The 22,079-nt window shown below is 62.3% G+C and carries 16 protein-coding genes; 6 read left to right on the forward strand and 10 right to left on the reverse strand.

Features of this window, described 5'->3' with window-relative positions; translation table 11 throughout:
- The first annotated feature begins 10 nt into the window (after positions 1 to 10).
- The 6 genes from tssI (at position 11) to ABE473_RS01625 (ending at position 6,313) form a co-directional block, all read left to right on the forward strand.
- Positions 11 to 1,705, forward strand: coding sequence for a type VI secretion system tip protein TssI/VgrG (gene tssI / locus ABE473_RS01600; protein ID WP_346488236.1), 1,695 nt, complete (start codon positions 11 to 13; stop codon positions 1,703 to 1,705).
- A gap of 36 nt (positions 1,706 to 1,741) precedes the next feature.
- Positions 1,742 to 2,299 (forward strand): DUF2345 domain-containing protein, encoded by a 558-nt coding sequence (locus tag ABE473_RS01605; protein WP_346488237.1) that lies wholly within the window; start codon positions 1,742 to 1,744, stop codon positions 2,297 to 2,299.
- Complete coding sequence (locus ABE473_RS01610; protein ID WP_346488238.1) at positions 2,296 to 3,702, forward strand: hypothetical protein; 1,407 nt, start codon at positions 2,296 to 2,298, stop codon at positions 3,700 to 3,702. Before ABE473_RS01605 ends, ABE473_RS01610 begins: the two co-directional genes overlap by 4 nt.
- Positions 3,703 to 3,716: 14 nt before the next feature.
- Positions 3,717 to 4,676, forward strand: coding sequence for a PoNe immunity protein domain-containing protein (locus tag ABE473_RS01615; protein ID WP_346488239.1), 960 nt, complete (start codon positions 3,717 to 3,719; stop codon positions 4,674 to 4,676).
- Positions 4,677 to 5,286: 610 nt separating this feature from the next.
- Positions 5,287 to 5,955 (forward strand): DUF2169 domain-containing protein, encoded by a 669-nt coding sequence (locus tag ABE473_RS01620; protein WP_346488240.1) that lies wholly within the window; start codon positions 5,287 to 5,289, stop codon positions 5,953 to 5,955.
- Position 5,956: 1 nt separating this feature from the next.
- On the forward strand, positions 5,957 to 6,313 hold the full coding sequence (locus ABE473_RS01625) for a DUF4150 domain-containing protein (protein WP_346488241.1): 357 nt from the start codon (positions 5,957 to 5,959) through the stop codon (positions 6,311 to 6,313).
- 96 nt (positions 6,314 to 6,409) lie between these two features.
- On the opposite strand, the gene ABE473_RS01630 is transcribed toward ABE473_RS01625, so the two are convergent.
- From ABE473_RS01630 to ABE473_RS01675, 10 genes are all read right to left on the reverse strand, one after another.
- Entirely contained in the window at positions 6,410 to 7,264 is an 855-nt protein-coding gene (locus tag ABE473_RS01630; RefSeq protein WP_346488242.1) for a PhzF family phenazine biosynthesis protein, read from the reverse strand.
- 97 nt (positions 7,265 to 7,361) lie between these two features.
- A complete protein-coding gene (locus ABE473_RS01635) occupies positions 7,362 to 8,543 on the reverse strand; it encodes a hypothetical protein (protein ID WP_346488243.1) in 1,182 nt (393 codons plus the stop codon).
- A gap of 92 nt (positions 8,544 to 8,635) precedes the next feature.
- A complete protein-coding gene (locus ABE473_RS01640; RefSeq protein ID WP_346488244.1) occupies positions 8,636 to 11,188 on the reverse strand; it encodes a TcfC E-set like domain-containing protein in 2,553 nt (850 codons plus the stop codon).
- A 75-nt stretch (positions 11,189 to 11,263) separates the two neighbouring features.
- Complete coding sequence (locus ABE473_RS01645) at positions 11,264 to 11,773, reverse strand: CS1 type fimbrial major subunit (protein ID WP_346488245.1); 510 nt, start codon at positions 11,771 to 11,773, stop codon at positions 11,264 to 11,266.
- Positions 11,774 to 11,895: 122 nt separating this feature from the next.
- The gene (locus tag ABE473_RS01650; RefSeq protein WP_346488246.1) at positions 11,896 to 12,681 is read right to left on the reverse strand and encodes a CS1 fimbrial subunit B flags: Precursor; all 786 of its coding nucleotides are present in this window, start codon (positions 12,679 to 12,681) and stop codon (positions 11,896 to 11,898) included.
- 239 nt (positions 12,682 to 12,920) lie between these two features.
- Positions 12,921 to 16,523, reverse strand: coding sequence for an ESPR-type extended signal peptide-containing protein (locus ABE473_RS01655; protein WP_346488247.1), 3,603 nt, complete (start codon positions 16,521 to 16,523; stop codon positions 12,921 to 12,923).
- Positions 16,524 to 16,681: 158 nt separating this feature from the next.
- A complete protein-coding gene (locus ABE473_RS01660) occupies positions 16,682 to 17,398 on the reverse strand; it encodes a pilus assembly protein (RefSeq protein ID WP_346488248.1) in 717 nt (238 codons plus the stop codon).
- 47 nt (positions 17,399 to 17,445) lie between these two features.
- On the reverse strand, positions 17,446 to 18,582 hold the full coding sequence (locus tag ABE473_RS01665) for a CfaE/CblD family pilus tip adhesin (protein WP_346488249.1): 1,137 nt from the start codon (positions 18,580 to 18,582) through the stop codon (positions 17,446 to 17,448).
- Complete coding sequence (locus ABE473_RS01670) at positions 18,579 to 21,290, reverse strand: TcfC E-set like domain-containing protein (protein WP_346488250.1); 2,712 nt, start codon at positions 21,288 to 21,290, stop codon at positions 18,579 to 18,581. Before ABE473_RS01670 ends, ABE473_RS01665 begins: the two co-directional genes overlap by 4 nt.
- Before the next feature lie 93 nt (positions 21,291 to 21,383).
- Complete coding sequence (locus ABE473_RS01675; RefSeq protein WP_346488251.1) at positions 21,384 to 21,893, reverse strand: CS1 type fimbrial major subunit; 510 nt, start codon at positions 21,891 to 21,893, stop codon at positions 21,384 to 21,386.
- Positions 21,894 to 22,079: the final 186 nt, after the last annotated feature.

The raw sequence follows: 22,079 nt of genomic DNA on the forward strand, positions 1-22,079 counted from the left end.
GGAGGGCGCCATGCCCCGCCAAAGCGACCTGCGCTATACCTTCGAACCCAGCGGTGGCGCCGACTTCGAGGTCATCGAATTCACACTCGATGAAGGCCTGTCCAAGCCCTTCAAACTGGATCTGAAGCTGGCCAGTTTTAACGCCAAGCTGGACTTCGGCACGCTGCTGGACAAGCCCGCCCTGCTGACCCTCTGGCGTGGCGACACCCCGCTGCGCTATGTGCATGGCCTCATCAGTTCCTTAACCCAGGGCGACACCGGTTTTCGCCGCACTCGCTACAGCGTCGTGGTCGAACCCGCGCTGGCCCGCACCGGACTGTGTTCCAACTGGCGGATCTTCCAGCAGCAAACGGTGCCGCAAATCCTCGACACCGTGCTCAAAGCCCATGGCCTGAACGACGTCGAGCAACGCCTCAGCTACGACCACCAACCTCGCGAATACTGTGTCCAGGCCGGCGAAACCGACCTCAACTTCATCGCCCGACTGGCCGCCGAAGAAGGCCTGCTTTACACCTTTGAACACCGCACCGACGGTCACCGGCTGATCCTCACCGACCGCGTCAGCGCCATCGGTACTATCGAGCCCAAAGACGCTTGCAGCGTGCTGTGCCAGGCCATGGGCGGCGGTGATCAACCCGAACCGGCACTGCACCGCTTCCACTACACCGAACAGGTGCGCACCGCCCGCCAGGTGCAGCGCGACTACACCTTTACCCACCCGCGCTACGACCAGGAACACATTGCCACCGGCACCCAGCTGGAGCATCAGGGCCGCCACTACGAACGCTTCGACTACCCCGGCCGCTACAAGCGCGACATCGCGGGCAAGCCCTTCACCCAAACCCGCCTGAACGCCCTGCGCAGCGATGCCCGCATTGCCGAGGTCGAAGGCGACGATCCCCGCCTGCAACCGGGTAAATCCTTCGACCTGACCGACCACCCGCGTGAGGACCTGAACATCCGCTGGCGCACGGTGAGCGTCGTCCACACCGGCCTCCAGCACAGCAGCCAACAGGAAGAAGCCGCCGGCAGCGTCTCTGGCACGAGCTACCACCTCAAGGCCACCCTGGCGCCCGCCGCGTTCGAGTGGAAGGCCCCGCTGTGCCCCAAACCACGCATCGACGGCCCGCAAACCGCCACCGTGGTCGGCCCGCCCGGCGAAGAGATTTTCTGCGACAAGTGGGGCCGGGTCAAAGTCAGCTTCCCGTGGGACCGCGCCAGCCAGAACAACGAACACAGCTCCTGCTGGATCCGCGTCGCCCAAGGCTGGGCGGGCACCACTTGGGGCGCGATGGCGATCCCGCGCATCGGTCAGGAGCTAATCATCCAGTACTTTGACGGTGACCCCGACCAGCCCATCGCCACCGGCCGCGCCTACCGCGAAGCCAACCTGCCGCCCTACGAACTGCCCAAACACAAAACCCGCATGACCATCAAAAGCCAGACCCACAAGGGTGATGGCTTCAATGAGCTGCGGTTTGAGGATGAAAAGGGCGTGGAAGAGATCTACGTCCACGCCGAGAAAGATCAGAACATCCACGTCAACCACAACGAGACCACGTTTGTCGGCAATGACCGCAGTGAGGAGGTAGTTCGTAACGAGCACTTAAAGGTAGGCGAGGATCGAACCCGCACGGTGGGAGGCAACGAAAAAATTCATATCGAAGGAAACCGCGACCAAAACATACTGGGAACATCAACGTAAACTGTTGCCCTCGCCAAGACACTGAGTGTCGGCGGCTTGCTCAACGTTATGGTGGGTCTGAACTCTAGCGAACAGGCGGCCTTAAACAAGCAATTAAATGTCGGCCAGCAATTGCAGATCACGGCCACCGATAACATCTCGGTCACCAGTCGCAGTGGTGAGGTTCATATCGACAGCAGTACCGCACTGATCCTCAGTTGCGGCGGTGCATTTATTAAATTGGCCAATGGGCGCATCGAGATGGGATGCCCTGAGCCGATGTTGATCCATGCCGTAACTCAGGTTCAAGCGCCCGCACGTTTTGGCATCCCACCACCACCCAATCCTAGTGAGATTGAGTTTCGTCTGGTTCATCCTGACGGGACGCCAATGGCCGGCAATGCGTTCACTGCCACCTTATCCGATGGCACCCAGCGCACCGGTGTGGTGGATAAAGAGGGCTACCCACGCCTATCTGATGTCACGCCGGGATGCAGCGCCCACGTGAGTTATCACAACTCACCCGCCAACTCGAAAATAACAGCCTGTACTGAACTCGATCCTGATTTGCAGCAACTGATCTCCCCCAGTCATTTGTCCGGAGGTCAGCAGTGAGTACGGCTAACAACTGGTTGGACGAAGCGATAGAAAAGGTTGCCGGTGGATTCGCGTGGTTGCGCGACTTGGTGCTTGGCGAGTTCGCTGAGGACCGTCCACTTAGCGTAGTCATCGCCGACATGCTGCTGTCTTTTGTTCCGGGCGTCGTGATTGTACTCAGCGCTCGCGATATCGCGGCTATCTCCCTGCGTTTGGGCAAACGCTACACCGAAACCGCAAACACGGGACGCACGCACCCACCAGAGTGGCAGGAGTGGGTCTTGCTAATCGCCTGCCTCATCACCCTAATTGCCCCTGTGATCGGCGCGGTCGTGGGCTCTGCAGGGACGGTGGTTGGTAGTACCGCGGGGGCGCTAGTGGGGCAAGAGGCGGCGGCTTTTTTGCGTGCTCTATGTTTGCTGCTGATCCGCGAAAGCCAAGTCATCCTTAAAACCCTGTTGGAGTTCCTTGGAAAATTCACTCGGGGCAACGTTGAGCAAATGCTCAAAGCCATTAAGTTCACGGCCTATGAGAAACAATTGCTTGAATACCTAAACACATTTCTAACCAAGACCTTGGATGCCGTGCGCAAATTGCGCAGCCACCTTGATCGATGGCCGTTCAATCAAGCCACTCACTTGTTAGCCCGCTTGCAAGAAATGGAAAAGCAGTTCTACGCCGTGCAGCTTCATGCGGTTCGGGAGATCCCACTGGCCTTGGCTCAGCTGGACGCACGGCTCGCCAAAGCACTGGAGCAAGCCCTCAAGGAGCCCAGCCAGGTCGCTACCGCTGGGGTGCGCGCCGAAAAACCAGTGCCAATGGCCATGGACGGTGGCCGAATAACTTCAGGGGTAGGTATGCCCCCGATCTATCTGGAGCGCCCTCCCGGAACTTTCGGAACACCTGTGCCCATCGCGCCACCGCCTGTGCCACATGGCCCTAACGTCCACGCCTTCGATCCCAAGACTGCTACCACTGCGCAAAAGGGTATTTATGGAGAGGTCATCAGCGACCAGTACATGCTGGGGAAGGGCCATGAAAACCTGTTGTCCAGCAGCCGTGGGCCGCGCAGCATGGACATGAAGCCTACCGGACGCGGCATTGATGGCATCTATAAGAACGCCAACCCGCCGCCGCCCTATATCATCACTGAGACCAAGTACCGTACAGGCGGTGAATTTTCGGCGAGTAAACTCCCCACAACCAAGGGCAGTGCCGGGTATCCAAGTGCAAAGCAGATGAGTGATGAATGGATTGCCCCTCGTTTAGCTGATGCTGTCGGCAGAAAAGAGGCCGGAGCCATCAGGAACTCTGACTACGAACGATGGTTAATGGTCGTGGACGAAAACGGGAAAGTAACCAGCATTACTCGACTGGATGAAAATGCAAACGTCATCAGCAGCATCGTACCTAAGGCATAGAGAATTTATTCATTATGAAAAGTTTCGAAGAAATCAAACGCGAGCCATTCCTGCAAGAAAAAAATTATTTAGAAGATATTGCCTACTTGAAAGCACAGTATGTAGGCCGTAAAGCTGATGAGGTCATTGCAGAAAAGCAAAGTGAAGGACACAGAAAGCGCGTGAGTTGGGGCTATTGCTACGAGTCCTTGGAATTATTGATTGAACTCTACTCAGGCGGCGAACCCTTAGAGTCATTGATTCCTTACGCCGACCACGCCTTTTCCCAATTCGAACGCCACAAAAAAACCTTCCCTGATTTCTCCCTTAAACCCTGGGAGCCAGACGCCTATCAATACATCCTTTGGTTACTGTCGTTGGCCGTATTGTTCAACATGCCCAAACGCATTGAACAAATCGCCAGCTGGATCAGCACCGACTCAGATGATGGGCAAGACGCATTGTTGCGGCGCCTGTTTGCACGAGTGGGCATCACTCTGCCGGGCGATAAATTGATTCACGAAAAACCCTACGGCGAACTGCTCACCGCGCTAAACACCCAGGGCGACGAGCAACAGCAAGCCCTGCGCACCTACTTGAAGCAGTGGTATCGCGGCATGCGCAACTGCTACTGGCATGACCGTCACAAGCGTAGAGCAGATGCAGGCTTCTTTGGCTACTGGGCCTTCGAAGCCGGTTTGGTCACGCTGCTCTGGGAGGTCGATGACACCCCCTATCGCGACCTGCCGTATTACCCCAAGGACTTGGTCGACGACGCTCGCACCCGTCAAGTACTGCGCAACTTCCCCGAAGGCCATCGCATCGAAACCTCCAGTGGCTTGCGTGCCATGTCCGGCGAAGCGTGCCCGGTTTCAGGCGTTTGGATCTGTGACGACTGGCCCGTCGGCCCGCAAACCTTCGGTGAAGGCCTGATCCTGCCCACCGACAATGGACGGATTGTTACTTGGCGCTTGGTGAAAGGTATTTCAGCCTGAAGGAGTGCTCCATGAGCCATTTCGATCAAGTCAAGCGCGACCCGTGGATGACCGAGCAGCACTACAAGACGTCAACAGCGGCCAAAGAGGCCGAATTCGCGGACGGGGACATCAGCGATCTGCTGACTTCCCCCCTGCGTGACGCCCGCCATAACAAAGGTTTGAGCTGGGATCACGCCTATATGGCCTTGGAGTTGGTGATCCAACGCTACTCTGGGGGCGAACCACTGGAGTTGGTCGACACTTATGTCGATTACGCCTTTATCCAGTTCCAGCGGCATTTTGATGCCTACCCGACAGCCGACGCTCAGTTGCGGCCTTGGGTACATGACGAGTACCAATACATCTTATGGCTGTTGGCATTGGCAGTTCTGTTTGGCTACCCACAGCGAGTCAAGTCGTTACTGAGTTGGATCAACCGAGACGATAAACGCGGCCACGACGCCCTGCTTCAACGACTCTTTGACCGGGTCGGCCAGGCGTTTCCGGGCAAAGTTCTGATTCACCCGCAACCCTATTCAACCCTGTTGGAAACTCTTGACCTTCGCGGCTCTGAGCAACGGCAACATCTTAGTCTGTACCTCAAGCATTGGTATGGCGGATTGCAGGGGTGTTACTGGCATGGGCGTCATGCGGCTGGATCGAAAAGCGCCAGGAGCAACTGGGCTACAAACTGGATGCGCCGCTGCGTGAACTGCCCGCGCCGCAAATCGAAGCCATCGACACGCCCGTGTTGCACTTGGACAGAGTTAAACATCCCGATGGAGAACTCGACGCCACGGGCATGGCGCAGGTGGCGGCTGGCTACAGCTATCAACCCGCAGGCTTTGGCGTGGTGGGACGCGCTTGGGCGCCGCGACTGGCCTTGGCCGGCACCTACGATGACGCGTGGAAAACCCAACGTTGGCCCGGCCTGCCACACGACTTTGACTTCGCCTACTGGAACGGTGCGCCCGCCGATCAACAGATCGAATTTCCACCGCCCAACTTGCGCATCGAACTGTTCAACCTCACCGATCCAACCTTCACCCCGGACGGACAATTGCGGGTGGAGCTGCCCGGCCATCGCCCGTTTGTCTTGCTGCGTTTGATCAACGGCGCGCTGCTGCCGCTGCCAATGCTCACTGACACCCTGCGCATCGACACCGACGCCATGACCCTGATGCTGACCCACCGCATCAGCCTGCCCAACAGCCTCGACATCCGCGTGCTCGAAGCGCGCTTTGAAACCGATCCGACAGCGCCGCTGCTCAAGCCCACACCGAAGAAGATGCATTGACATGGCCGACAACGTCATCGCCCGCAAACAGGGCCAATGGAAGGTCGTCAGCATCGTCCACGACGTGTGCAAAACCCCGATGGGCGCCGCCATCCCGCCCGTGCCCTACCCCGTCACCGCCGAACTCAAAACCGCCACCGGCGTGGCCAAATCGGTGCGCGCTAATGGCAACCCCGTGGTCGTCTACGACATGAGCCTGGTACCCACCACCAAGGGCGATCAGGCCGGGGCAGCCAAAGGCATCAAGAGCAACACCGTGGGCGGCAAATGCTACCCGCTGGAAAAAAGCAGCACGGTACGCGCCGAAGGCAAGTTGATCGTGCGTCATGACGATAAATTCTGGATGAACGGGGCGTAGTGCATGGCAGAAGCACTCAATCTACCGCCGCTGCACGTGAAGGAGCTTACGAGGCGGCGCACGTCCTGCTGAGCCCTCCAGGCCCCGGCAGTCGCCCTACTCTCCCAGGACCGCTGTCCCTGTAATGCAGGTCGCGCATTCCCCGCCTATCCACACTTCGTTACCGGAGCACTCCACGTGGATACGCCCCGCCCGACCCAGTGCCGTTCCCTGACTGATCACATACCTGGTGGCTGGGTATTCCTCATTGCGCAGCCACCTGGCAATTCCAGCATTCAGGCTGCCCGTGGCGGGATCTTCCGGCACACCGTCGCCAGCAATGAATGCCCGGCTCTCGAACTGCACATCCTCACTGCTCCCCGCCTCCCAGGGACCGAACACGCCAATCTTAAGTCCCGCGAGCTGTTCAAAGGCCGGGCGAGCCGCCAGTACAGACGCGCGGCTCCGCAGTCGCACTGCGAGCCACCCACCGCCATTGTCGACCCATCGAGCATCCATGACTTCTTCCTGCTGCAAGGCAAGCCCCGTGACGACCCGTGCGAGCAGGTCGGCATCGAGCACGGAATCGCGCAGGAGCGGTGGCGCTTGAAAGGAAAGACGTCCGTCCTTGCGACGAATACGCACCAAGCCGATGCCGCATTCCTGCACGACATCCTCGCCCGAGGGACGTCCACCGCTCTCCAACCAGGCATGGCAGCTGCCCAAGGTGGGATGACCGGCAAAGGGCATCTCCTCCAACGTGGTGAAGATGCGAAGCCGATAGTCGGCTCGCGGGTCAGTCGGGGGAAGAATGAAGGTTGTTTCGCTGAGATTCGTCCAACGGGCAAATGCGGCCATGCGGTGCTCCGACAGGCCATCCGCCGCTAGAACGACCGCTACCGGATTTCCCAGTACAGGATCACTGCTGAACACATTTACCTGTGCAAATGCCCGCCTTGTGAGATTGTTCATATGTTCTCTTTGTCTGCGCACGTTATGGCCGTGCTTGGTCATGCGGCCGGCGGTGAGGTGCCATGCGGATCAGCCTGCGATTCCACTTGCCGGCAGGTCATAGATCCACGTCGAATATCACAGTAACGTCGCCTGCATAACGGCTGCCGGGATGACGCAACATCTCCGCCAACGGAGCGCCGTCCACGCGTATTCCCAGGCGCGATGGGCGCTCGTAGATGTAGCCTTGCGGATCGAACAACGGCGCAGCCATGTTGGTAGTGAGCGGATAGTCCACCACACTGCGGCCCAGCGTCCGGTCATGTGCTCCCGGTATGGTCAGACGCAGGTCCAGCGGTACATCGGCCGCCCCTGCGGTCCCGCTGCGAATCCCGCAGCGGCCGTCGGGCAACGGATACTGGCAGCGAATCGTCACCCCAAACAAGCTCGAACTGCTGAGACTGAAAGGTACTTCCTGCGCAAGTGCAGTCGGCGCGCGGCCCTGCTCTGTCCACTGCGTCCAGCCACCCAGAGGCGATAGTACGGCACGATGGCTGCCCGGCGGGAAGCGCACATCAAAATAGTGGTTCACCTTCAGCGTGAAGTGCAGGGTCAACTCGGAGGCATCCAGGCTGACGCCATCACCGAGGTCGATGTCCATGCCTGCACCGCCGATCGTATATGTAGTGCTGCCGGCGTAGACACCCGCCGACATCTCCAAGGGATTTGGCGCCACCAGCTCGTACACCACGTCCAGCTCTTCGATGTTCTTTTCGCCATCGCGGTTGACCCATCCAGAGGAGCAGGCCGCGCTTCCGACCGCATCATCGTTGCGTTGAAACAACCGCATTGCCGACGGGTTTCCAGCACCGTAATTGGTCAGTACGACGGTGCATCCGTTCATGACTCGACTTCCGCTGGAGCCATTGAACGCCTCATAGCGGAACCCCATCCCGTTGATCCGCACCAGAAGCTGGTGCTGCACACCATCATCGCCAGTGACCAGCAGATTACGCTCTGCGGGCATCCCAAAATAATACGCACCCCGCAGAGTTCCATAGGTTGTGTACTTGGTACCCCGGATGTTGGTATCAATACCGAATATGTTACGTGCGACACACGATGCATTATGGACAGGGTGACTGCACAGCCCGGACCAGGGTGTCGTGTTGGTGAAGCTACGGCTGCTGGGGTCCCGGACGTCCGGCGTGAATTCAGCGGAAATGTAGGCATCCGCCGCATCCGCTTGCTCAGCGCCCCCCAGCAGCGCCGCCAGCACAACAAGGACCTTCCAGCTCATTTTCCCTTTCCTTCGATGACTATTCGACTCCGGGCACCCAGTAGCCGCCTCGCATTCGCGCGTGCGCACCGTGGCCTGCCGTGGTGCTGATTTCATGGCGCTTCACCGCTGATTCGGGTGATGGCTTGATCACTGCCCGGTGGGCAACGCAGGCTGCCCACCATGACGACGTCATCCTCGCGGGGGTGCTCGCCGGCCAGCAGACTGAACCTGCATTCGCCCACCGCGGGGTGGCGCACTTCCAGGCTGGGCTGGCTTGCACTCATCTCCAGCGTGAAGAAACCGCCGGCCTCGCTGACGCTGCGCCCGGCGTGGTTGAATACGTGCGCGCCGCCCAAGGCGCTGCCATGCTCGTCCTGCAGGTACCCCATCACGGTCACGGTACGCATCACTGTGACGCGCTGGTACGCCACACCGCCCCGGTTGAGGTGATACTCCAGCGAGCTGGGGTGGATGCTGGCGGCCGGAGCGTCGCGGCCGCTGAAATCAAGCTGTACGTGACCGGCCTTGTAGGCAGTGACCGGCACGAAATTGCGCCCCGGACGCAACCGGTGCGCGCCTCCGCCGCTGTCGTACGCACCCAACGCGATCGCCGGCAGGTCGGACTCCACGTCCACGATCATGCCAGTACTTGTCGCCCCTCCCAGTGCTGCACCGGCAAGTGCAACCCGGCCACCGCCGATGGCCACCGTGCTCTCAAGATTGGCGCTGCCACTGATCCCGCCAGCGGATGAACTCCGCTGAAGCTGCGCATCGCCGCGAAGCGCCGCATGCTCGAAGAATGCGCTGGCGCCCAGACCAAGGCCCTCCCGATCCACGGTCGCCTGACCACCGAGGCTGCGCAGCACGCCATCGTCGAATCGCTGTTGTACGCCCGCCCCCGCATACAGGTCACGACGTCCCTTCCGGCCTGTTCGGGTACCCAGACTGCCGCTGTAACTCCTCTGCGGTCGGCCCAGGGCGACTGTGAGTGTGAAGTCCACGCCGCGGTTCCGACGCTGGCCCGAACTGGCGTTTGCTGGCCGGTCGAAAACGGATGCGCGCCAAGAGGCATCACTTCCCAGCAACATCTGGCGGCGGTTGAACGACAGGTCGAGGCCAAGGCCGTTGCTGACGCCGGTGCTGTGGGACACCCGCGCCGATACATTGCCGCTGTTGCCCACGCGATGATTCACCGCCACCGCGCTGCTGCGCAGCCAACCGGCGCGTGTTTCCACCTCCGGTTCGGGAAGGCGGTCCCGCCAGTCCTCGTAGTCGCCGTAGCGTCTGCGCTCCTGCCAGCTTCGGTTGTGCGAGGCGACCACGGTTCCATCGGCATAACGCCAGATGCCCTGCAGATCCACCCCGCTCCCACTACCACTCGCGGCGCCGGTGGCGCGATATGCGTTGGTATAGAGATTGAAACGGTCATTGGCCTGCCAGTCCAGCGAGCCGCCCACCGCACGCTGCCCCCCGACCTGTTGCGCTGAAAGGCCAACCACCGCGCGAGGGTGCGCCAGATAGTTGACGATCCCCCCGAAGGCCGCGCCCCCCTGCTCGGGATCGGCGTAACTGTCAAGAAAACCGCTTTGCCGCCCGGCGAATACGCTGTATCGCCAACGTTGCTCTGGGTTGCGCCAGTTGCTGGGCTTATGGATGAGGCTGCGCTCACGGGAGCTCTCACGGCCGTCCTCGATCACGCGCAATTCCACCTCGTAGATACCGCCCGGCAAACGCTGGGTGTCCACCAGCTGCAGACCTGGCTGCAATGCTTGGGTCTGAATCAGAGCGCCATCGCGGTAGATCTCCAGCATGCCCTCTCGATTGGCCGTCACATAGACCGGGTACATGCTCGATGCGCGGCTATCTACAACCAGACTGTCCGAACTGCCCGCCATGACGCCAAATGTCGTAAAATTGGGCGAGCCAGGCGCGCGCGGCTGCCGCGTCACGCCCTGGAAGTTGGGCAGGAAGTAACCTACCCGCACGAAGTGGTCGTTCAACTCGCGCTGCGCATACAGCGCCTGCATTGAATGGCGCAGCGCTGCCTCCCGCTCTCCGCTGCGATCGGCCTGGTAGCGTGCCACTGTGCTCCAGTTTCCCAGGCTACCCTGCAGATCCAGTGCATAGCGGCCGGCGGTGCTGAAGCCTTCACCGCCGTAAATGTTCAGTTGGTTGCGGGCTATCAGACCGCGGCTGCCGCCTTCGGGCAGCGCATGATGGCGATCCGCCGCCAACGCCTGCGCGGCGGCGTGTGTGGCCAACGACAGCAGCGAACTTTCCAGGCTGTAATGAAGCCGCTGCAGGCCGTTGGAACAGTCACGCTCGCATTCGCCCAATGTGTGAGGTGTGGCCAGCGCGTCCAGCCAGCGCTGGCGCTCGGCCGCCGGCAGGCGACTGTCCACCGTGTCGGTGAACTCGATCAGCTCGATGGTATTGCGTCGGGAGAGCAGCGCTTTCGCATCACCAAGATACTGACCGTCCCTTTCCACCCGGACGATGATGGGCACGTCGAAGAAATGGGACTGGAAATCATCAGGCAATCCACCCGCCTGCTCCAGGAGATTGAGGTTATCCCACGCCGCGGGCGCGGCCTGCAGGCTGGACGCACTGCAGTACAAGCTGGCGGCCACGGCCAATACCAAGGGACGAAGGGACAGCTGCATGCACAACCTCTGCTCAAAGCAGGGGGAGCGCCACGGCGCCCCCCCCGGGATGGGCAGCCTCAGCTGCCCTGGATGTCACAGTTCAGCGGGTTCTGGTGCGACGCTTTCAAACATCATGAAGACGTTGCCCTGATAGTTGCCCTGCGCATAGCCCCCGTTCGGCGCTGCAGCAGCGATGATTTCCACGGCAGCGCGCTTGCTCGCCAGCGCCTCTGCGGTGCTCGCAATTTCCACTGCGCCGGCCGAGCCTACCGCCAACGTCTTGCCGGCCACGTCAACCGTCAGCTTGATGGTATTTGCCGCACTGGCCAGCACCGGGTCTGCCGTCAGGTAGGCACTGATCGCACCCAGCCCGCTCTTGACATCAATCTGCTGCTGAATCGGCCGCAGCTTCTGGGCGGACATGTCCCAGGTCATCTCCTGGGTGATGCCGGCCCAATCGCCCACCGGCGAGATCTGAAGGCCACCCGGTGCGGGCACGAATGCTTCAACGGTGACCTGCAGTGGGAATTCGTCCGCCATCGCGGCGGCAGGACTCAGCATCATCGCGGCGGCAACGGCAATGGAGGTACGTTTGATCAACATGGTTTTTTCCTGGTAGTAGTGAAGATCAGGCAGCAAGCAAAGGCCTGGTCAGTTGATGGTTCCGCAGGGAACCTGAGTGCTGAAGCGGACAATGCAGTCGATCCGCCCCAGTGAACGCTGTACTAGCGGCTGAAATGGATGGTGCGACGCCGATCCCCTTCGACCAGCTCGAAGCGATGCACATTCCCGGCACGCTTTTCGAACATCTCCGTGCGGCCCGGCAGCAAGTGGATCTTTCGCGGCGGCGAGCATTGCTCTGCCTTCCCGCTTCCTCGGCAGTGGACAAAGTTCTCGATTACCACGGTACTGTTGCCGCCATTGCGCAGTGTGTAGCTGTCACCGCCGTCGTCGTGATGCGTTCGATAGGTCGGCGCAGACGGATGTACGATGACAAAAATGCCATAGCCAGTAAGCACGTTCACACCTGCGCTGAGCTGCTTCCTGTACGCCTCCGACTCCGTCTCCGTCAACGCGAACTCTTCTCTGGACGGCAGTACCGGGACGAAGCGCATTCGGTAGTACCGCTCTTTGCTGCGGTCACCACGGAACAGCAGCCGGGTGGCCTGCTGGCCCTTGGCCGGCACGATGAGTCTGGACGGACTTGCAATCAGATGCGGCGCACTCCCTGCCGCAAAGGCGGACTGGTCGGACGGTAATGCGCGCTCGCTGGGCTTGCCTGGGCCGTCATACACAACTTCAGTAATCTCGGTACGCACGAATGCTGTGGCGTCACCGGCGTTACGGACCCTTTTGAGGAGGGTCGAGCGATCAGGCTCCAGATACTCGTACATGGCGCCGACGTTGATGTTCGGCGATGCCGCCTGCACAGAAAACGCCAGCACCAACGAGGCGGGGCCCAGCGCCAAGTGGCGCGACAACGCGAGGAATGTGAGACGTGGGCGTGACATGAAAGAATGTGCCGGTGCATGACCAAACAGGCCTTGGGCGACGCATACTCCGCGAGTGCAGCAGCCGGGTCCATGCAACAAGTTGCGCTTTTCGTGCGATCAGGATAATCGGCCAGTTCGCGACACCGCAGGCCGCTTTACGCACCCGTTGCACTGCAACGATGCGCATCAGCGGAACGGGATGGGCGCGCGCGCAGGCAACCGGCGCGCCTCCCGCGCACCGGTTGCTGCCCATCCTGTTACCAGCCGATACCCACACCCACGCCGACGCTCTTCTCACCGCTGTTCGTGAACGCGCCATTGAGGCTGAAGGTGGCCGAGCCACGCTCGGTCAACACGCGCTGATAGCCCACCGCCATCGCCGACTCGCCTTCGGAGTAGCCCACACCGGCACCCAGCCGGTTGACCGTGGCCAGGCCCGCGGTGTTCATCGCCATCGCACTCTGCGCGCTGCTGATCGCCGCCATGCGGTTGATCCGCTTGTCCACCTGATCCAGACGCTGGTTGACGCTGGCCACGGCACTGTCGGTGTAGGCGTTGGCACGCTCCAGCGCATCGTTGACCTGGCGCACGTTGGCGGCATCGGTGTCGGCGCGGCCTTCGGCCACGTGTTTCACCTGGCGCTCCTTGCCCTCGCTACCGACGGCAACCGCGTTCTCACCCTCGGCTTTGACCAGCTGATCCTGCGCGGCGACACTGCCCGGATCGGCGGCCGGCGGGGTGGCATCCGGCGGAGCAAGCTGACTGCCGCCGTCCGCTGACGGGGTGATCGACCCGCTGCGGGCGTTTATTGCCAGCGGCGACCCACTGACCTCGCCCTTGCCCGGATCCAGCGCATCGATCTGGCCCTGCAGGTCCTGCTTGACCGCCCACAGCTGGCCACCGTTGACCGCATCGCGGCTGCCCTGCCCGATCAGGCCGTTGGCCACGTTGCCCAGCACCATGCCCTGCGCGCCGCCGAAGTTCAGGCGACCCGCGCCGTCCGCGTTGGCCGAAGGCGATTCCTGGAACAGGCGCTGGAAGCGGCTGTCCAGCGTATCCAGGTTGCGTTTGTTGTCGCCGACGCTGCCGTCCAGGGCCGTGATGGCGTCGCCGAAGGAGCCGTACTCGCCGCCCTGCACCGCATAGCGCGGGCCGATGACATTGCCGTTGGCATCCAGATCGGCGCCGCCGCCGAGGGCCGAGAGGGCGCCCCGGAGCTGGGAAATGGTGGTGGCGTCATTTGCTCGGATGCCTTGGGCGACGTTTACGATGCGGCGACGGTATTCTCCACTTCCAACGGAAACTGTGTTCGCCTCTGTAGCGACAGAGGCAGTGCCCAGCGCAACTGACTGGTCAGCGCCGGACATGACATCCGCGTCCGAGCCAATGGCCAGCCCACCTACCGATTGGACTCGAGTCCGGCTACCCAGTGCGAAGCCATCCCTCCCTTCAGAGGCGACATACGATCCACGTCCCAAGGCAACAGAGTTCGTCCCAAGTGCGGTTGCAAAACTACCCACTGCAGTTGCGCCGTCTGCGCCCGCAGCCGCGTTGCCTCCGACCGCCACTCCAAAATCCTCTGCATGTGCGGGCCCATTGACCCCATTCGCGCCCACCCTCACAAAGCGCTGTTTATCCTCGAGCCCGCCAACACGTTCATTGGTGGCGAACAGCTGCGCGCCATTCACTGCATCGCTGCTATCTGCCTTAAGGTCGCCTGCCGCCACGCCGGTCAGACGGGTACCCCCAAAGTCCACAACGCTACGGTCATCGTTGTAGCGGATCGAACGATCGTTCTGCACCAAGGCCTTGTACCGACTGTCGAGCGTGTCCAGTTCACTTTTATTACTGACCACCTTGCTATCGATAGAAGTCAATGCCGCGCCAACACTGTTGAACGTGCCTCCAGAGAGTACGTACTTCGGGTCGATGAAACCGCCGGCCGCATCAATGGATGCCCCCCCACCCAATGCGGTGACGGCTTCGCGCAGCTGACCCAGTGTTGTCACGTCATCATCCAGCATGCCCTTGCCTGCATTTACAATTCGGCGCTTCAGTACCGTATTGCCAACGGATAGCGTGTCCGCCTCAGTAGCTACGGAGTCGTTACCCAGCGCCACCGACCGACTTGCCGCTTCCAGCACGACGCTGTCGGCGCCAATCGCGAGCGACTTCGCGGCTCTCACACGAGTACGGGTGCCCAGAGCGAAGCTGTCAACGCCGCGCTCGCTTACGTGCGAGCCTCGGCCAAGTGCAACTGAACTACCGCCCAATGCGGCGGCAAAGCTACCGATAGCCGTTGAGCCTTCTGCCCCCGCAATAGCGTCCGGGCCTACAGCGACACCGTACTCTGCAGCCCGTGCGGAACCGCTGGACGGATCGGCGCCCACCGTCACATACCGCTGCTGCTGCTCCAGATTCCCCACCCGCTCATTGGTACCGAACAACTGACTCCCATTGATCGCCTCGCGACTACCCGCACTGACCTCGCCCGCGGTCAGTCCAGAAAGCCCTGCCCCTTCCAGATCCACCCGACTGCGATCCGCGTTGTACTCCACTACCCCGCTCAGATCCGGCTCGAAGTTGTCGAACGCCTCGCGCAGTTCATCCAGACCCTCGCGATTGGCACCGATCTCCAGGCGGTTGACGCCAATGGCAATGGAGTGCAGTTCGACCCTGTCATTGACCGCACTCAATTGTGCGCCGTTGACGGCATCGCCGCTGGCAGCATGGAGCGCGCCGGCCGCCACGCCCCTGACGACTCTATCGGCGCTGGCGTTGTTGCGGACATCCAGCACAGTCCCGGCGTTCTGGCCGCCTACACGGACGTTCCCGGTACCTGAGACCTGACCAATCAGGCCAGCGACCGAGTTGGCCTTGTTCAGTGCCGTAGCGGCGTCGCTTACTGCTGCATTCGCAGTCGTCTTGGCGGCGTTAGCGGTATTTGTAGCTGTGATGACACTCTGGTTTGTTGCGAACAACTGCTTACCAGTGACGACATCGGTACTGGCCGAGGACACCGCACCGTCTGCCACATTCACGATCTTTCGCTTCAAACTGGCCGAGCCGACCGAGACCGTATTGGTGATTGTAGCCTGCGACCCGGAGCCTAAAGCCACCGCGCCTCTTGCGGCTGCACTTGCCCTGAGGCCAAGCGCTACAGTGCCATCATTGGTCGCGCTGGCCTTATAGCCGAGGGCAACGCCATCATACGCAGCGCTCGCTTCACCGCCCATCGCCACTGCGCCTGTCCAGCCCGACGTACCGGCGCGGGCAAGAGCCCCAACCGCTACTGCATGCTTGCCGCCCCCGGTTTCGGCGCGTGCGGCTTCGCCGATGGAGACGTTGCCGACGCCTCCTGCAAAGGCATTGATACCGATTGCGACCGCGTCCCGGCCGCCAGTGGCCGTCGCCTTGGAGCCGAGCACCGTATGTCCGCCGCCGTTGATCACCACCTCATTGCCAATGCCAGTGCTGCGGTTGCCGCTTACGCTAGCGCGCGAGCCAAGCACCAGTGAATTCTCGCCGCTCAAGGTGGCATATGCGAAATAGGTGTCGTTTACGTTGGCCTGTAGAGCGCGATTGATCGCCAATGGCGCCAGTTCCATCGAAGCAAGTTGCAGCAGCGCGTTGTTGTTGCGGTACAGGAGGGCGGTGGTCAGATCACTCAATGACTTTGCCTCCTCCTCGACCGTCCCAGCGCCGTCGGCAGCCAATGCCGGTAGCGGTAGGGTGAGGGCCAAGGCAACCGCCGCAGCGCGCACGGGTCGGCTGCGCTTGCCATGGCTACGTGTGTGTTCGCTGGCCACGACCCAGCAGGCCAATGAGGTATTCCATATCAAACGATAGATGTGATTCACGGCAAGAACTCCTTGGAGTGGTAAAAGCAGAGAAAGAGATGGGCGAAGTCATTGGAGAGCAGGCCAGCAGCCGGGAGTACCGCGGGCATGCGGGGGCCGCGCCGCACTGCGATGGGCGCGGCTGAGCAACGACGTCAATGGATGCGGCCAGGCGGCGGTTAGGGCTGCAGCTCACGTTCGTGTAAGCGGTAACCGGCATGGCTGAGCCGGTAGTGCACGCGCACATGCTCGGCGCTGGTGGCAGTGAACGGCAGTTCCAGTTGCTGGCCGGGGTAGATGCTGTGTTGGATGTCGTGCGACTCGCATTGATTCTTCGCCACGCAGCGCTCCACCGTGGTCACGCCGAGGCGGAGATTGCCGGTGTTGTGCAGCGCGGCGCCGTCGAGGCGCATGTCCGGCAGCGGATCGGCAGGCAGTACATGCACCAGCGTGCCCCAGATCAGGCTCAGCCCCACCTGCGCTGCTGGGCCGTCTTCGGCGGGCATGCTGGTTTCGTCTGCATCGCCTCGCACGCCTTCGAAATAGACCCGGTACGCGGTTTCCCGCGTCACCGTGCTCAGCGGAATGACGCGTACCAGGCGGTTGCCGCCGCCAGCCAGCGCGAACTTTCCCGGGGTGACGGCGATGGCATCCAGCTGACCCGGCTCGATGTCGACTTCTGCTTCATGGTCGGTGGCGGGATCGACGATGCGCTTGATGGTGGCCTGCACATACTGGGTCTGCGCGGATTGCGAATACACGCGCACCTGTGCACCGCGCTGGTGCTCGACCGCCATGCGCATGGGATGCACGGTCAGGTTGGCGTGTGCGGCAGATGCGGTCATCAGCAGGCCCAGCGCTCCCAAGGCGGCGTAAAGGCAGACAGTTGGTTTCATCACGGGTTTCTCGGTCTCGAAAAGGAACGCACGACAGATAACGGCCATCAGGGCCCGGCCGTCGGCAGGGTGAACTCAATGTTCAGGTCACCCTGGTAGTACCCCTCCGCCTTACCGGACGCGGGCACGCGGGGGGTAATCAGAGACAACGGCGTAGGAACGCAGTACACCGGATGGGTCATGCCGGGCAGCAGCACCAGTCGCAGCCGGGCGGTATCGATGCCACGCAGGATCTCGACGCGATCGTTGTGCAGCGGCAGCCGGCTGCCGTTGTGATCCATCACCACCTCATAATCGAGCCGGTGCCGGTCGTCGGTGCCACCCGTGTGGTGCCACACCGAGAACATGCCGGGCGGCCGTCCCGGTGCACTGCGGCCGTCACCCCGCAGGGTCACCTCGAAGTACTCGCTCTGCGAACCGAGGCCGTCGTACAGGCACATGTCCAGGTTCGCGCGGCCGCCGATGCTCGGCAGGCCTATAGGGTTGTAGTCGATGTTCAAGCCGACCCGCGGCGACACCTGGTCGAACTCGGGGAAGTAGATCGACATCGCATCACGGTCGGTGATGGTCAGGTCGAAGGTGAAGGTGTATGTCGCTAGAACCGGACCCGCGGGATCGGCGCGCAGGAACAGTTCCAGCGTCGCACTCCAACGCCCAGCGACGAGCTTCTCAAGCTCGCGCTGCGGCAAAAGCAGTGAAACGCCGGTACCAGCAGGGGGGAGGTCATAGCAATGCGAGCCCCAACTGGTCCACAGCGGCCGGTCGGCGGGTTGCCAGATAGGGCCGCAGGCTGCTGAAAGCGCAACGCGCTTAAGCCAGCCGGTCAATTCTACATCCGTGCGCAAGCCGCTACGGCGTTCGGTAAATCTCAGTGGAATCTGGCTTTGCAGTTCACCAGTATCTTCAGTATCCAATACCGGGCAGCGTCCGAATGAAGTGTCGCTGTTTGATCCACAGGTGAGGTGGACCAAGCCATATTTAAGGTCTAGATCCGTGCTGTACCCCAACACAGTCCGCTCCGCCCATAGCACCTGATCCCCCGGCAAGGACCCTCGGTCATAGGTCAACTCGACGTTGCGCTGCTCACTGGCCGGATGCGTCTCAGGTGGCTGCTGCGCCTGCACCGCACCAGCCATCAACAGCACCGGCCACAGCCATGCACGAGAGAAAGTGAAACGGCTCATTTACGGTTCTCCACGGCGGCCGACGAGGCGGTACCGTTGGTCAAGGCATGTTCCTGCAGCAGCCGCTGCACGCGGGCCTGCTGGTGGATGGGTGCGGGTAGCCGATCGAGGGCAAGCGGCTCGCACTGCACCTGGCCAACCAGCAGCAGCACGCTGCGGCGCTCGCGCACGGTGAGTGGGCATTGCAGCAGGCGGTCGCCCTGCAGCAGGTAGAGCATCTGCTCGCGCTGCGGGAAGTCGGCGACGAAGCCACCGCCCCGGCTCAACGCAGGCACCGGGGCATTGAGCACGCGCGCGCCTTCCAGCGGTTCGCCGTCGATATCACGCGCGGTGCCGACGAAGGTGTAGGTGACATCCAGCGCCACCGGCATGTGCAACACCTTGCCCGGCGGCAGGAACAGACGGTGTCCGGTACCCATGCCGGAGACGCGGACCGCCGCCGCACTGTCGTGCGCACTGACGTCCTGCACTTCGGCGCGGCCGGCGGTGTAGGCGGCCATCGGCAGCAGCCGGCGCTGGCCGAAGTGCAGCACCTGCCGGCGCGAGCCGCTGACGTTTACCTCCGCCGCCGGCCCCAGCAGGGCGAGGTCTTCGGCGTCGTCCACCTGCACCGCCACGCCGGCACCGCCACTGAACCCGCTGCCCACGAACCAGCCGGCACGCGAGACCGCCAAGCCCGAGGTATAGGTAGCGCTGTAGGACATCTCCGAGCGACCCTCCGTGCGATAGCCGGACACGGTGGCCGCGCTGGCACCGAGTTCGTTCTGCAGGCGGCCGCTGACGAGCGCACCATAGCGATCGGTGTCGCGCCCGTTGAGCTCTGCGCCGAGCTCCTTGTAACCACTGCCAGTGTCCCAGCGGCGGACCTGGCCGGCACGCCAGCCCAGCTCTTGGCCGCGCACGTCGCCGCGCTGCAGGTCCAGCGCTACACGGTCCTGGCGGCTGCGGCCGCTGCTGCGGACCAGGCGCGAGATCGCCAGGTTCAGATAGATGCCGTTGTCGTCCGCCACGTCGCTGCGCTTCTGCCGGTACAGACCCGCACGGGTGGAGATGCTCAGCCCTTGCCAGTGAGTAGTCCGGTTGAAGCTGGCCTGCAGGGTGCGCGACACCTGCGACTGCAGGTTCGACGGCAGCGGCTGGCCCGGCGGCGGCAGCCACGGCAGGTCCGGACCGGGCGGCAGGTCGGGATCGCGCTGCCAGTCGAAGCCCACGCGGCGGGTGTAGCCGAAGTACAGATTGCCGCCGGCCAGCGGCATCGCCACCGAGGCGCTGAGCGAATCCTGGCAGCCCAAGCTGTCGCGGGTATCGCCGTATTCCACGCGACAGGCGCTGCCACGCATGCGCTGGTTGTAGAAGTTCCAGGACAGGTAGCGGCGATAGCTCACCTGCTGCTGCACGCCGTGGCTGCCGTCCGAGCCGCCGAGCCACGCGAGGGTGGCATTGACCTCGTTGGGCCCCTTGGCATGGCGCGCGTCCAACCGTCCTTCGGCATAACGCACGCCATCGACAGTGGCCACGCCCAGGGTCATCGCCACCTGCTCGTGCAGCGGAACCCGCAGACCCGCCTGGAACAGACTCTCGTCGCCATCGCGGTCGAAGCTGCGCGCGGCGCGGCGCCCGCCTTGTGCAAACCACTGCAGGGTGCCATCGCCCAAGGGCTGGCCATTCTTGTTGAACGGCGCATCCTCGGTGCGTGCCAGCACGCCATCCTCATAGATGCGCAGGGTGATCAGGTAGCTGCCACCGGGGAAACGGGTGGTATCCAGCTCGTTGATGCCGGCATCGAGGTAATAGCTCTGCAGCAGGCGGTCGCCATCTAGGGCATCCACCCGCGCGTTTCGGCTGAGCAGCACGGTCAGCGGGCTGCCCTGCCCCAGCTGCTGGTGATCCAGGTAGGCCTGGGTGGTGCCGATGCGCGCGCCCTCGAAGCGATCCAGCGGCAGCATGCCGAAGCCGAAGTTACCTCCCTGCGCGCTGGACAGGTTGCGGCGGTCCATGCGCCCGGCCTGCAGATAATGGCGCTGGCCGAGGTCATGGCGGTAATACAGGTCGTTGACGCTCAGCCGCTGGTCAGCGCTGCGGTAGCGGCTGTCCTGGCGCACGAAGGTCCAATCGACCGCGACATGCCCCTGGCGCACCACGCCGAGCATGCCGTTGCCGTTCACGGTGAGGTTCTGGTAGTCGCTGCTGCCACTGAGGTTCATCGAATGCTGGTGGATCAACGCGTTCTGGGCGTTGTCGCTGATCTGGTGGTACGGGGTGCTGCCATCGCGTTCGGTGGGCAGCCATTGCTGGGCCACGAACAGATGCACGGCGCCCTCGCCCTCGTCGTAGATCAACCGGACCTCGTCCGGCGTTTCCGGGGGCGGCAGGTAGCCGCAGCCGGTGGATGGCGCGCCATAGCGGCACGCCAGTTGTGTGTTGCGGGCCAATGGGGTGCGCAGCGCCGGCAGCAATGCCGCGCGGGCTTCGTCGCTGAAAGGCAATCCTGCGAGCACCTTTTCCGGGTTGTCGAACAGCACGCTGTCTGCAGTGACCAGCGCTGTCCCCATGCCGCCCGAGCGGCCCATCAGGCGCACGTCCAACTGCTCCTGCTGGCCGTCCACCACGTCTTCGAAGCCGGCGGGAATGGGCCGCGCATGAAGAACGGGGACGGCGAGGCAGATGCCGATAGCCAGGGCCAATCGGGTAGTGGAGAGATGACGCATGGGCAACGAAATCCAAGGCGGAACGGGGCGATTCACAGCAATGCGCAGCACCGCTGCCACGCGTGACCGTGGCAACGGTGCTGCGAGCAACAGTTACGGTGTAGCGGCCTTCTGGTTCAGCACCAGGCTGAGCAGGCCTTCGTACTTGCCGGCGACTGCGATAGGTGCAAGCGCCGCCTGGCCGACGACCAACGGCATCTCGATGGAGCCGCCATTGATTGCGCCCGTGAACAGCTCAGCCGCGGTGAAGTTCTCGCTCACCGTGGTCAGCTCGCGGCTGTTGAGCGTTACCTTCATCGGCACCGCAACGGCGGTCGGACCGGCGTTCGTCGGTACGAGCTCAAGCGCGCGGGCCAGACGAACCTCCACATCCTTGTCGGTGTCATTGGAGTAGATGCGCACCTGCTCGTTCCACGAGGTCAGGCCACTACCTGCACGGTGAGCAAGTTCGACCGAGTCATCCAGCGCGGTGCCATCCGCCTTCAGCAGCGACAGCGTCGGATCAACGTCCGCCCAGACGATGACGTGCGCTTCGATGGCGCTGGCGGATGCGGATGCAGCGCACAGGCCGACGGCCAGGCACAGTTTTGCCATGTTGTTCATTCGGTAATTCCTTTGTGGAAGATTGAAAGGTCCTGGCCGGACGGCGTGGGAGGCGTTGAGCGCCGCGCCCGAACAGGACGCTGAAAGTAGAGCCTCTCGCTGCAGTGCACCATGCAACAACTGGACAAAAAGTCGGTCGCGTAGAGAACGGCGATCGCAGTCACAGTTCAATGCTGTGACGCTAGT

Origin of the sequence: Stenotrophomonas sp. TWI700 (genome assembly GCF_039673645.1) — a bacterium.
In the GTDB taxonomy this organism is placed as follows: domain Bacteria; phylum Pseudomonadota; class Gammaproteobacteria; order Xanthomonadales; family Xanthomonadaceae; genus Stenotrophomonas; species Stenotrophomonas maltophilia_AA.